General features: G+C 70.0%; 8 protein-coding genes, 1 tRNA gene and 1 pseudogene. 7 read left to right on the top strand and 3 right to left on the bottom strand.

Features of this window, described 5'->3' with window-relative positions:
- Nucleotides 1-139: 139 nt before the first annotated feature.
- A tRNA-Gly gene (locus tag ACI79S_RS16280) sits at nucleotides 140-213 on the top strand.
- 467 nt (nucleotides 214-680) lie between these two features.
- Entirely contained in the window at nucleotides 681-965 is a 285-nt protein-coding gene (locus ACI79S_RS16275; protein ID WP_456594482.1) for a hypothetical protein, read from the top strand.
- On the opposite strand, the gene ACI79S_RS16270 is transcribed toward ACI79S_RS16275, so the two are convergent.
- The 3 genes from ACI79S_RS16270 to ACI79S_RS16260 are packed head-to-tail and all read right to left on the bottom strand — an operon-like array spanning nucleotide 956 to nucleotide 3,687.
- Entirely contained in the window at nucleotides 956-1,375 is a 420-nt protein-coding gene (locus tag ACI79S_RS16270; protein ID WP_456594481.1) for a very short patch repair endonuclease, read from the bottom strand. The two genes, ACI79S_RS16275 and ACI79S_RS16270, sit on opposite strands and share 10 nt — an antisense overlap.
- Before the next feature lie 3 nt (nucleotides 1,376-1,378).
- Complete coding sequence (locus tag ACI79S_RS16265; RefSeq protein WP_456594480.1) at nucleotides 1,379-2,539, bottom strand: DNA cytosine methyltransferase; 1,161 nt, start codon at nucleotides 2,537-2,539, stop codon at nucleotides 1,379-1,381.
- Nucleotides 2,506-3,687, bottom strand: a complete 1,182-nt coding sequence (locus ACI79S_RS16260; protein WP_456594479.1) for a hypothetical protein — start codon at nucleotides 3,685-3,687, stop codon at nucleotides 2,506-2,508. Before ACI79S_RS16260 ends, ACI79S_RS16265 begins: the two co-directional genes overlap by 34 nt.
- A gap of 120 nt (nucleotides 3,688-3,807) precedes the next feature.
- On the opposite strand from ACI79S_RS16260, the gene ACI79S_RS16255 reads away from it, so the two are divergent.
- From ACI79S_RS16255 to ACI79S_RS16235, 5 genes and pseudogenes are all read left to right on the top strand, one after another.
- Entirely contained in the window at nucleotides 3,808-4,770 is a 963-nt protein-coding gene (locus ACI79S_RS16255; protein WP_456594478.1) for a hypothetical protein, read from the top strand.
- Between the two features lie 33 nt (nucleotides 4,771-4,803).
- Nucleotides 4,804-5,049: a hypothetical protein gene (locus ACI79S_RS16250; protein ID WP_104527249.1), complete on the top strand. Its 246-nt coding sequence runs from the start codon at nucleotides 4,804-4,806 to the stop codon at nucleotides 5,047-5,049.
- A gap of 512 nt (nucleotides 5,050-5,561) precedes the next feature.
- Nucleotides 5,562-7,190, top strand: coding sequence for an SIR2 family protein (locus ACI79S_RS16245; RefSeq protein ID WP_456594477.1), 1,629 nt, complete (start codon nucleotides 5,562-5,564; stop codon nucleotides 7,188-7,190).
- Between the two features lie 585 nt (nucleotides 7,191-7,775).
- A pseudogene (mobF, locus tag ACI79S_RS16240) lies at nucleotides 7,776-8,984 on the top strand (MobF family relaxase); the annotation flags it as partial.
- Nucleotides 8,985-9,556: 572 nt separating this feature from the next.
- Nucleotides 9,557-13,291, top strand: a complete 3,735-nt coding sequence (locus tag ACI79S_RS16235) for an AAA family ATPase (RefSeq protein ID WP_456594476.1) — start codon at nucleotides 9,557-9,559, stop codon at nucleotides 13,289-13,291.
- Nucleotides 13,292-13,294: the final 3 nt, after the last annotated feature.

The raw sequence follows: 13,294 nt of genomic DNA, 5'->3' as shown, positions 1-13,294 counted from the left end.
GCCGGCGCTCACGAGCGCCGCCGCGCACCCCGGATCCAGCGCGCGATACCCTCGTTGCGGACCGGAACCACCGCCGACCTCGGTCGACTGGTTCTCACACGGCGAGGGATGGTCGTCAGACGTTCTCTCACGTGGTCCCGCGGGTGTAGCTCAATGGTAGAGCCCCAGCCTTCCAAGCTGGCCATGCCGGTTCGATCCCGGTCACCCGCTCCACGCACTGACCAGCTCGTATGCCCGTTTGTGCAGCTCAACCGGGCCGCACCACTCCTTCCGTGCCTTAACGATGCTGCCCCCTGTTGACCCCTGACCACCGCGTTTGGCCGCTGCTTAAGGCACGGATAAGGCACGCAGATGGCACGACCCCGACCGTCGGTAGGCCGGTCGGAAGGGTCGACCAGGCCTCCGCACTTGGGCTCCACGCCGCCCTCGTCTGCCGGGCAACGACCGCCGGGTGACTCTTCAGGCCCTCCACGATGGCCGCCGAGGTGACGACGAAGGCCCCCGCCCTCCCTACGTTCGGAGGACGGGGGCTTCATGCGTTCCGGGGTCGCTCAGCTCATCGCTCAGAGGCAGCCCGCAAGGCAGCGGACGTCAGCCGCCCGGCCGTCGCGTTGGGTTCGGCGAGGTTGTCGGAGTCTTGAGGGAAGATGCCACCAACGGCCGACTATTAGGAGACGCCCGTGGAGTACCCGGCCTACTTGCAGGAGATCGACAAGGCCGCCGATGCAACCGGCGGCAAGGTGGTCTCCCTTGCCGGTGGCTACTTCGGCGTCCAGCTCGTCGCCGACGGCCCGAACGTCGTGCTCGCCCTTGACCTCGACTCCGACCAAGGCTGGGTCGCCTGGCGCGAAGACCAGTGGGGCGAGCAATGCTGCGACTCGGCCGAGGAAGTCCTTGGTGACTGCCCGCTCGGTGAGCTGCGATCCCGTGCCCTGGAAGCCGTCGCGGCTCACGCTCATGCCTGACGGACCGCCCGCTCGATCTCGCAGGCGATGTCGTCGGGGTCCTCGTGCTCCCAGAACCGGAGGACCCGCCACCCAGCCTCGGTGAGCTTCTCGTCGGTCTCCCGGTCCCGAGCGACGTTCCGTGCGATCTTGGCCGGCCAGTAGCCGGGGTTCGCGGTCGGCATCCGAAGGTGCTCAGGGCAGCCGTGCCAGTAGCAGCCGTCCAGCAGGACAACGACGCGGACCCGGGGGAAGAGGAGGTCAGCTGTCCTCCGCAGGCCGGGCATCGGCCGACGACCGACGAAGTAGCGGAGCCCTCGGGCATGTACCCGCGAGCGGACCGCCAGCTCGAGCCGCGTGTCCCGTCCCCTGTTCGCAGCCGTCGCCCGGCCCGCTCTCGCCGAGGCGGACGGCTGCGGAGGCCGGTTCATGGGTCAGTTGCTAGCGACCTCTGCGACCCGCTCGACAACCTGCCGGGCCAGTAGCGGTGGCACGGAGTTGCCGAGCTGCGCCTGGATGCTGGATCGGGTGCCGACGAAGTCGAAGTCGTCGGGGAACGTGAACAGCCGCCGCATCTCGGGCACCCGAAGCCGCCGGTTCTCCCAGTGAAACGGCCCGACGTTGGGACCGGGCTGAGCTTGGATCGTCGGCGACGGCTTGTCCGGATCGAGCTTGAGCAGGAAGGACCAGTAGCGGCTCCGCCACTTGAACAGCGGGTCGGGGTGACCCTTCTCGGCCGTGTAGTGGAGGTAGTTGCCGCCCGGCGGGATGTCGGCGAGCAGGTGGGCGTACTGCCCCCGGAGTTGCTCCTCCGGCTCCGGCTCCGTCACCAGTCCGGCGAGGGCCTCCCCCGCCGTCACATGAGGTCGGTCAGACGACCCGGTGACTCGCCGCTCCCAGCTTCCACCGTGCTTAGCCTCGGGCAACTCCGGAAGCTTCTCGCCTTTGGGAACGCCCACGACGAAGAGCCTCGGCCGTGCCTGCGGAACCCCGAGGTCGGCTGCGTTGAGGACCTTGGCCGCGAAGTGGTAGCCAGCCTGGTCGATCTCCCTGAGCAGTCGTTCATAGGCGGGCCGCGACGCCTTGTTGTTGTAGGTCAGCGCGTAGACGTTCTCAAGAACGAACGCCCGAGGCCTCGCCTCATCGAGGATCCGCGTGTACGCCTGAAGCAAGGAGGCATCCGGGTCCAGGCCCGACCGCTTCCACTCAAGCCAGAAACCTGACTTGCTGAACGGAGTGCAAGGCGGGCCGCCGATCAGAAGGTCGGGACGCTGGCCGGCGCTCAAGCCCGCAGCATGAAGCAGCTCGCTCGTCGGCACCTTGAGGATGTCCCGGCGGATGACCTCTGACTGGAGGTGCGTGAAGTTCTTCTCCATGGTGGCCGCCGCGTCGGCGTTGTGCTCAACGGCCGCGGCGACCTCATAGCCCGCCTTCTCGGTCCCTAGATCGAGACCCCCTGCGCCAGAGAACAACGAGATAGCTACTCCACGACTCCCCACATGCCGGAGTGTGCCAGCCAGGTCCGACAAGTCCGGCTCTGGCGCACCGACGCCGACGGGCGTCACGATCCGGCAGCGGCCAGCGTCCGCGACCACGTGCCCGTCACCGGCTGCATAGGCGCAAGCCGATCGCCGAAGGCTGAATGACGGGTCAGACGCTCGGTGAGCTGGTACCGGAAGGCCCACTCGCGGGTAGGCGAGTAGAGACACGCCGCGATCACGTCGAACTGGTCGACGCGGTAGAAGCGGCTGGCCGGGTCGCCCTTCGAGGCCCGCGTCTTCTGGACCTCGACCTTGTAGTCACCGCTGGCGTACCGCTCAGGGCTGGCGTTCTTGCACTCAACCCGCAGCTCCCGGCCGTCCTTCAACGTCACGTCGAAGTCGTGGAGGGCGTCCAAGTCGAGCCGCTCGACCTTGCCGACGGCCGGGTCTGCCAGGAGCGTGCGCTCCAAGTGGTGCTCCGCCACGCCGCCACGGACGGCGACCTTCAGACGACCTCGCCCGGCGATGATGTCGATGATCTCGCGGCTGGAGAGGCTGAACTCCTGCTCCAGTTCGTGAAGGCCCGCCGCCGCCCCCTGGTTCGCCAGCCGTTGGCTCGCTACGTCCTGGGCCGTGCTGAACCGGAGCGGCTGGTCCAACGCGAGGTCGGTGGCTCGGCGCTCGAAGAGGGCATAGTCCAGAAGCCGCTCCGGAGTGAAGGCCACCATGGTCTCCAGGCCGGACGAGCGAGCCTCCGTCCGCCGCTTCCCCGGCTTGGTCTCGTGCTCCCACACTGCCCACGACTGTTCGCGGGCGACATCCAGGCTCTTCGCCTTGGCGTAAAAGCTGATCCCCAACGGCATGGGGTTGTAGATCGCAGGCTGAAGACCGACCAAGACATCGCCCTCAACGTGAACGCCGAGCATGAGCGTGATGTCGACTCCGGCGACGTCCTGCCCAACGAAGTGCTCCGCCGCGTGCCACGTCGCCTCGCCGCCGTAGCGCATCTGGCCTCGCACCTCGTCCGCCGGCCGGTTGTTGATCGTGTTGTGCGTCATGCGGAAGTGGTAGATCAGCAGGCCGAGCCGGTCCCCCGCCGCCGTCTGGACACCCAGGTAGAGCGGTGCCCGGTTAGCCGGACTAGAGAACAGGACTTGACCGCCGGACCGCTCGACCGCCCCGACGAGGAAGTCGTGGATGTCCTGCCGGTCGGAGACCCGGTAGATGCGGGCAACGTAGGAGCGCCCAGCAAGATCCTCCACGCTCATCTCCTCCCAGGGCGGCACTCGCCTCGGCTTGAGCCTTCCAGGCTCGGGACGGATCGTGTTGCAGGTGTCGCCATGCGGCCACGAAGTGTCACCCCCAGTGGTTAGCGTCACGCCATGGATCTCTCACGGGGCAGCAAGCTCCCTCCGGCTGTCCAGGCACGACTCCGGCTCCTCGACTGGATCGCCGACAACGGCGGGAAGTCGCCGGGCGCCATCGTGGACCTCGCGCCCCTCTTCGAAGGTCACGGCCAGGAGGGCGCCCAAGCCGTCGCAGGGAACCTTGAGGCCCTGGAGGCCGAGGGCCTGCTTCGAGTCCAGAAGACCCTTGGCTGGGCGGGCTGGTCAGCCGACGTACTGCCGCCCGGCCTGGACCTCATCGAGGACGTGGCGGCCCGGCGTGGTAACCGTCTCCGCCGCCGTCAGATATCCCGAGACGCCTTCCTCCGCTGGTTGTACGACCGCACGCTCGATGGAGACGAGTACCCCGACATCGACGACTTCTCATCCAGCGCGCACAACACCTACTACGGCGAGCCCTTCACCGAGCAGGAGATCAGCAGCGCCAGCCAGTGGCTCCGGGACGAGGGCTACCTCCAGGGCGTGACGATCGCCAGCGGCGAGGTCTACAACCCGATGATCACCACGAAGGGACAGAAGGCCGTGGAGTCCGAGCGATCCGTCAACGCCGATGCCCAGCAGCCAGCCCCGTACTCCGTGACCACCGTGAACGTGACGGGCTCCGGCAACAACGTGGCCGCCAACGCCTCCAACGTCTCCCAGACGACAACCGTTCAGATAACGGAGGACAACTCCCGGCAGCTCCTAGGGCTCGCGGAATCGCTCGCACAACTCACCAACGCCGGGCTCCTCGGCCTCAACGAGGACCAGGCCCGCGAGGCGGCTCTCGTGGTCGAGAGTCTTCGCGAGACGGCCGGGCAGGATGAGGCCTCCGGTGGCGATGTCCGGACCCTCCTCGACAAGGTCAAGGAGGTGGCGCTCACGGGGACCGGGACGGCTATCGGCCAGACCCTCGTTGCGGCTGTCGACAAGGTCATCGCGGCCTTGGGCCTCGGGTAGGCGCTCTGACCTGCGCCTGAGCAGGATGAGGGCATGACCAACTACGACGACGGCCTCAGCGAGGAGACCAAGGCGGTCTACCGAGCCGCTCGGCAGGCTCTGGCGAGCGGCGCATCCTGCTCCGACGAGGAGATCGCCGAGGCGACCGGGTACGACATTGGCCTCGTCCGAGACCGCCTCATGTTCTTGGCCTCCGACTACCTCGACACCAAGCCTCGGGACGACGGGAGCATCGACGTACTGAGCTTGAGCACAGACCCTCCCCAGGACATCGCCTAAGCGCTCCGCGACCAGGCCCCGCCGCGCTCGCACATCATGGACGAGACAAACCGGTGCAAATTCATGCCCATGGACAGCGTCGAGGACGCTGAGCCGGGTCGCCGGCCGCTGTTGTGCCCGTTCCACCCGGAGCGGCTGCTGTGCAACAGCCCCGAGTGCGTCTCTGGCCATCGCCAAGCGCACCACCGCGACGATGAGCTGTTCGGGACCACCTGCTTCGTCTGCTCGGTGCCCGTGGCGGGGCTTGAGTTCGCCGGGGTCACCGCCGAGGTGCAGTTGCACCGTCAGCTGCCCTTCTACGACGACCACCGACACGAAAGTCCTTCTGGACCTACTGTGGGGTCCTCGGCGTCCTGCCGGTCGCGTACCTGTGTCCGCGTCACGATCGCGACTGGTCGGCCTGCCGGTGCAGATGACCTGGCCGACTCTGGCGACCGACGACGTCCGGCCCGAGGACGTCCACCGGCTGGTGTGACGCCCGTGCTGTCGTACCCGTCTCCTACGGTGACCCCGTGGTCAAGAAGGAGCAGTCGACGTCGCCCGAGCTGGCAGCCCTGCGCGAGGTCATCGTGGCGGCCAACGCGCTGCCGGTCCTCTTCGTTGGGTCCGGCATGTCCCGGCGCTACATCGGGTCACCCGACTGGGACGGCCTTCTGGAGCAGTTCGCCAGCCTGACCAACCGCGCCATCTCCTTCTACCGCGGTCGCGCCGACGGTGACCGGCCGAAGATCGCCAGCCTCATCGCCGAGAAGTTTTACGACATCTGGTTCAACTCCGATGAGTACGCGGAGTCCAGGGAGTCCTACGAGGCTGAGGTCGAGAAGGAGGCCGACCCCCTGAAGTTCGAGATCGCCAAGTCGATCTCCGGGCTGCCGTACATCGACGACCCCGAGGTCAAGAGGGAACTCGAAGCGCTGTCCCGAGTGCGGGCCCACGCGATCGTCACCACCAACTACGACACCGTCTTCGACGACAACTTCCCGGACCTGGAGGTTTTCGTTGGCCAGCAGGACGTCCTCTTCGCCACCACCCAGACGATCGGTGAGATCTACAAGATCCACGGATCAGTCACCGACCCCAAGTCGATGGTGCTCACCAGCGAGGACTACGCGGAGTACTGGGAGCGCAACCCGTACCTCATCGCGAAGCTGCTGACCATGCTCGTCGAGCACCCGGTGATGTTTCTGGGCTACAGCCTCGGTGACGCCCACATCAACAGGATGCTCAGCAACCTGATCGCCTGCCTCACCCCGGAGCAGATCGACGTCCTCAACGACCGGCTGATATTCGTGCGCCGCCCGGAGCACGGTGAGACCGGCGCCCTGGCACGCAGCTCGATGACCGTCGGGCAGCACACGCTGAGCATCCGAGAGTTCGTCTGCACCGACTACCAGGCCCTCTACGGGACGCTCGGCGAGCTGCCGCAGCAGTTCCCGGTCAAGCTCCTGCGTCAGCTCCGCGAGAGCGTCTATGAGCTGACCTTCTCCGCCGAGCCGTCCGGGCGCGTCCACGTGCTGCCCATGGACGACGACGCGAACCCCGACGAGATCGAGGTCGTCGTCGGGATCGGCACACTGGAACGCCTCGGCGAGCGCGGGTACCGAGCGTTCACTCGGGCCGACCTCTGCCGGGACATGCTGGCGGGAGCGAAGGACCACAACCCCGACCGCCTTCTCCACGACCTCCTGCCCCGGCTATTCCGCTCGGCGAAGTTCGTCCCGATCTACTACCCGCTGCTTGCGACCGGTCGGATCGGCACCGACAACAACGTCACCGACACCGAAGGGTTGCCGGCCAACGCCCGCGCCCTCATCAGCGGCACCACCAAGCTCCGCCCCTACCGGATGCTGGGCCTGGCCGAGCGTCGCGCGCAGACGTTCCGCGAACTGCTCGCCGAGGACCGCATGGTCGCCCTGGACTTCGGACTCGTCTGCAGCTACGAAGTCGAGGACGTCGTCGCCCTGCGCGACTTCCTGACCACCGCGATCGGCGACGCAGAGTCCGTCGAGACGATGGCGGCCAAGCTGAGCTGCAAGTACGACCGGCTGGTGTACGGGCCGGACTTCGAGGGCGACCGGAAGGAGATGTACAAGGCGCTGGGCGTCGACAGCTCCTGGATCGCGAAGTGCCAGCGGCACTAGCCGCGGTCCGCCTCGGGAAGCTCACGCCGATTGGTCGACCGCTCGCTCCGCCGCGATTCGGCTCCCCTGCCGGCTCCTGAGCCACCGAGCACGTCGCTCACCACGGCGGCGCGCTCGAGCACAGCCGGGTCCTCCGACGCTAGGTAAGCCACCGGGTTCGCACCACGGATACAGCGCCTCGTTAGGAACCCAGGCACATTGTGGTGATCGGCCTGGGGTTGCTGTCCGCCCCAGGTCGCCTGTCAACCGCTACGGCGAGCAAGCGGAACCCTGACCTGACTTCCTCACGTGAAGGGACGCGAAGAGTCCTCCAGGCGGCCCAACATCGTGCTTTGTCAGCACTAAGCCCACTGAAGGATGATCAAGATCAAGAGGCACACACGTCTTGCATTTCGGGCAGCCCGTCCGTGGCGGTCTGCTGGCAGGTGACGGGCGTCCACGCCCAGGTGGGGCCTGAAGGTTCGCGAGCGAAGCCTTGGTTGTCGCGCGAGGGGATCTGCGTCATGTCCCCGTCTACGCGATCGTCGCGGGCCCCTGGCCGACTCCCTCCCGCCATCGAACTACTGGAGAAGTGCGGCAGCCCTAATGGAGTCCGCCTTCTTACGGTCCGCGGCCGTGATGACGCTGCACAAGCTGACCGCCGGGGACGGCTACACGTACCTGACGCGGCAGGTGGCAGCGTTCGACGCGACGGAGCGGGGTCACGCCGGGCTGGGCGACTACTACTCCCAGCGCGGAGAGTCCCCAGGGAGGTGGACCGGCAACGGCATCGCCGGGCTCAGCGGCGTGAGCGCCGGTCAGCCCGTCGCCGAAGAGCAGATGAAGTCGCTCTTCGGGGAGGGACGACATCCCGACGCCGATCGGCTGCAGCAGGAGGCCCTGGCCCGGGGACAGACGCCACAGGAAGCGCGGGCGGCAGGGGCCCTGGGGCGGGCCTTCTACGTCTTCGCTCCTCAAGCCGACGGCTTCCGAGCCCGCTGCGCGGATGAATTCGCCGCCTTCAACACTGCCCGCGGACAATCGGCCACAGCCCCGGTCCCGGACGGCGACCGGGCACGGATTCGCAGCAACCTCGCCCGGACCATGTTCGCCGAGGCGTACGGACGCGCGCCGCGCGACGCCCGCGAGCTGTCGGGGTTCCTCGCCCGGGTCTCACGGCCGGCGACGACGGCGGTGGCCGGCTACGACCTCACCTTCTCCCCCGTCAAGTCGGTGTCGGCGTTGTGGGCGCTAGTACCGCGGGAAGTGGCCGAGCAGATCGAGGCCGCTCACGCCGCCGCGGTCGCCGACGCACTGGCGTGGCTGGAGGAGAATGCGTGCTTCACCCGGCTGGGCACCGACGGGGTGCGACAGGTGGAGACCACCGGGTTGATCGCCGCGGTGTTCACCCACCGCGACTCCCGCGCCGGCGACCCTGATCTGCACAGCCACGTGGCGGTGAGCAACAAGGTGCAGACCCTCGATGGGCACTGGCGGGCGCTGGACGGGCGGGTGCTGCACAAGGCCGCCGTCGCCGCCTCCGAGCGCTACGATACCCGGCTGGAGGCACACCTGGTCACCCGTCTGGGGCTCCGGTTCGCCGACCGGCCTGGCCCCACCCCGGGACGGCGGACGGTGCGAGAGATCGCCGGCATGGACGAGGGACTCCTAACGGGGTGGTCGTCGCGGCGTCGGGACATCGACGCCCGCCGCGCGGTACTGGCCGGTGACTTCCAGCGCGACCACGGCCGGCCGCCGACGGCGGTGGAAGCGATCGCACTGGCGCAGCAGGCGACGTTGGAGACCCGCGGCCCCAAGCACGAACCTCGCTCCCTCGCCGAGCAGCGGGCCAACTGGCGCCAGGAGGCCGCCGCCGTCCTCGGCGGCCCCGACCGCATCACCCGGATGCTCGGCCGCGTACTGGGCGCTCAAGCGTCCCCGCGCCCGGGGGTCACCGAGGCCTGGGTCCGGTCGGCCGCGGTCCGGGTGCTGGACACCGTCTCGGAAGCGCGGGCCACCTGGCAGGTCTGGCACGTGCGCGCCGAGGCCGAGCGGGTGGTGCGGGCCGCCGCCCTGGCACCGGACGACGTGGACGCCGCGGTCACCCGGGTCACCGAGGGCGTGCTCTCCCCCGCCCTGTCCGTTCAGCTCGGCGAACCGGATTTGGTGGTCGGCCGGCGGAGCTGCGCCGCTCGGACGGGGCCAGCGTCTACACCGTCGCCGGTGCGCGGCTCTACACCAGCCAGGCGGTGCTGGACGCCGAAGCGCTGCTCCTGGGAGCCGCTGGCCGCAGCGACGGCCGACGTGCCGATCCCGCCACGGTGGAGCTGGCGCTGCTCGAAGCTACCGCCAATGGCGCAGAACTCAATCCCGGCCAAGCGCAGCTGGTGCGCGAGCTCTCGGGCAGCGGCGCCCGGGTGCAGCTGGCCCTCGCCCCGGCCGGCGCGGGCAAGACGACCGCCCTTGCGACCCTGGCCCGCGCCTGGACCGCCGGCGGCGGAACGGTGCTCGGCCTGGCGCCGTCGGCCGTGGCCACCGCCGGGCTGCGCGACTCTCTGAGAGGTCCGTGCGACACGCTGGCCAAGCTCATCTGGTGCCTCGACGCCGGGCAGGCACCCGACTGGATGGCCGGCATCGGGCCGACCACGCTGGTGGTCGTCGATGAGGCCGGCATGGCCGGCACCCGTGAGCTGGCCCGTGCGATCGAGTACGTCCTGGGGCGGGGCGGATCGGTACGGCTGGTCGGTGATCACCAGCAGCTGACCTCGGTCGCCGCCGGCGGCGTGCTCGCCGAGACCGCCGCCACCCACGGCGCGGTCACGCTGACCCAGCTGGTGCGCTTCACCGACCCGGCCGAGGCCGCGGCCACCGTCGCCGTCCGGGACGGCGACACCCTCGGGCTGGGCTTCTACCTCGACTCCGGCCGAGTGCACGTCGGGGACCTGGCCGCCTGCGCCGAGCAGGCCTGGGCCGCCGACTCCGCCCGTGGCATGGACGCACTGCTGCTGGCCGCCACCCGGGACCTGGTCACCCAGCTGAACGAGCGGGCGCGGGCCGACCGGCTGGCAGGCGCCGCATCTCCCACGGGTGCAGAGGTCGAGCTGGCCGACGGCACTTGCGCCGGGGCCGGGGATCCGGTCATCACCCGCGCCAACAACCGGCGGCTGCCTATCACAGGCACCGAGTGGGTGAAGAACGGTGACCCATTCACCGTCCAGGCCGTCCGCGGCGACGGCGCCCTCGACGTGGTCCACACCGGCACCGGACGGCGGATCACCCTGCCGGCGGGCTACGTCGCCGAGCACGTGCAGCTCGGCTACGCGACCACGGTGCACGGCGCCCAGGGCACCACCGCCGACGTCTGTCACACCGTGCTCACCGGCGGCGAGTCGCGACAGCTGCTCTACGTCGCGCTCTCCCGCGGGCGCGCCGCCAACCACCTGTACCTGGCCACCGTCGGCGACGGCGATCCGCACAGCATCGTCACCCCCGCCGCCGTGTCACCGCCCACCGCCACCGACCTGCTGGCCGGCATGCTGGCCCGCGACGGCGCCCAGATCTCCGCAGCCGGCGCGCGCCGGGCGCTGGCCGACCCGGCCGAGCAGCTGCACGCCGCCGCGACGCGGTGCGCCGACGCGCTACGCGTCGCCGCCGACCACCGCCTGGATGCCGCGACTGCAGAGAAACTGGAGAACGCCGCCGAGCGCCTCCACCCGGGGCTGGCCAGCGCGCCAGCGTGGCCGACGCTGCGCGGACACCTGGCGCTATTCGCACTCACCGGTGCCGACCCAGTCGCCGTCCTAAGGACGACGGTCGAAGCGCGGGAACTGGAGACGGCGAACGACCCCGCTGCCGTCCTCGACCACCGGCTGCCCGAGTTCGGCCCCGTCGGCCCGCTGCCGTGGCTGCCCGGCATCCCGGCCGCCCTGGCCGACGATCCGCAGTGGGGTCCCTACCTCGCCGCCCGCGCGGATCACGTCACTACCTGCGCGGCACGAGTCGCCTCCGCCGTCATCGAGATGACCGCGGCCACTGCACCGGTCTGGGCTCAGCGCCTGCTGGACCCGGACCACGAGGCACTGCGGACCGATCTCGCCGTCTGGCGCGCAGCACTCGCCGTTCCAGACAGCGACCGGCGCCCCACCGGACCGCCTCGGCGGCCGGCTCCGGAACGCCGATCCCAGACGCGACTCGACGAGGCGGTGACCGCCGCCGCTCCCGCCCGGGACAGCTCGGTGTGGGCAGCGCTGGCCGACGGCATCGACCCCCGCATCCGACGCGACGAGCACTGGCCGGTCCTCGCCGACCGGCTGGCCGCCGCCGACCGCGCCGGTCTCGATGCCGCCGGCATGCTCGCCGCCGTCGCCGCGCAGCGCCCCCTGCCCGACGACCTGCCCGCCGCGGCCCTGTGGTGGCGGCTGTCGCCCCACGTCGCTCCGGCCACCGTGCCCGCGGCGGGCTCGGCCGGACCGCGCCCGGACTGGTGCGCCACCCTGCTGGGCCGGCTGCCCGTCGAACAGGCCGAACGCGTGCTGGCCGACCCCGCGTGGCCAGCGCTGGTCGCCGCGGTCGCCAACGGCATCCGCACCGGCTGGTCCCCCGCCGACCTGCTCACCGCCGCATTCGCCGGGCTGCCACCCGCGGTGACCGGCGACGTGACCGGACTGGCCGAAGCGCTGGTCTTCCGGGTCGCCGCCCTCACCGACCCAACCCCCGCGCAGCACCCCGAACCGCTGCCACACGATTTGCAGCCACCCGACGACGCCCACCTGCTGCCGCCCGCGCCTGTCCCCAGGACCGCCACCGACCCGGCGCACGTGCCGCCCGGCAACGAGGACGCACCGTTCGACCCCGACTACGACACCCCTCCCCCGGCGTCGCCGCCGCGGTACCTCACGCCGGACCCGTTCACCCTCACCGGCGCGGTCGAGGCCGCCGACGACGCGGACTACCTGCTCGAGCAGCACTTCTGGGCCACCGCCGTGGTCGGCCGCGATCGGCTCATCGAGCTCAACACTCAGGCGGCCGCCTTCTTCACCGATCACTACCCCGACTCCTGGGCGCCGGGCTACCTGCACGACCGGCTGGGGACCGACCTCACCACCGATCCTCGCTTCACCCCCGGCTACGCCCCCGCGGGCTGGACCGCCCTCGTCGACCACCTGCGCGAGCTCGGCGCCACCGAGACCGAACTGGTCGCCGCGGGCCTCGCCCAGCGCGCCCGCACCGGCGCGCTGATCGACCGGTTTCGTGACCGGCTCACCTTTCCCATTTGCGACCACGACGGCGCCGTCGTCGGCTTCATCGCCCGCCGCAACCCCACCGCGCACGACGACGAACGCGCCGGACCCAAGTACCTCAACACTCCAGGCACCGACCTGTACCGCAAGGGCGAGCACCTGTTCGGACTCCACGAGAACCGATCCACGCTCGCCGCTGGAGCCACCCCGGCTCTCGTCGAGGGACCGCTGGACGCCATCGCCCTCACCCTGGCCGGTGCCGGGCAGACCGTCGGCGTTGCCACCCTCGGCACCGCCCTCACCGACCCGCAAGCCGACCTCCTCGGCAACTACATCCGCACCGACGGTCCCGGCATCCTCGTGGCCACCGACCACGACCCCGCCGGGCAGCGCGCCGCCGAGCGCATCTACTGGCAGCTCACCAGCCGTGGCGACGCCCCACGCCGTCTCGCCCTCCCGGAAGGACTCGATCCTGCCGACCTCGTCCATCGCGACGGCGCCACCGGGCTGCGGACGGCGATCGGCTCCTCACGCAGCCTCGCCAACGTCCTGCTCGACGCCCGCGTCAACCCGGCCTTGCGCGAGAGGAGCGACTCGGACATCGATGCAGCACTGCGCGAGGCCGGCGCGATCATTGTCGCCCTGCCACCCAACCGGTGGCTGGCGCACATCGATCGGGTCACTGAGGTACTTGGTGTGCCGCCCGGCACCGTCCACCAGGCCGTGCTCGACGCCGACTCGAATACCTCTGCGCCTCGCAAGAGCACGGCTGGTCCTCAACGGTCGTCCCGTTCTTCTCTCCCAAACGAAGATGCTCCGCGGACCGCCCATATGGGGCGGGTGCTGCGACGAGACCCGCCCGACGTGCATCTCCTCCGGTGAAGG

Source organism: Blastococcus sp. SYSU DS1024 (assembly GCF_054050795.1).
This window is presented reverse-complemented; position numbering and strand designations above follow the sequence as displayed.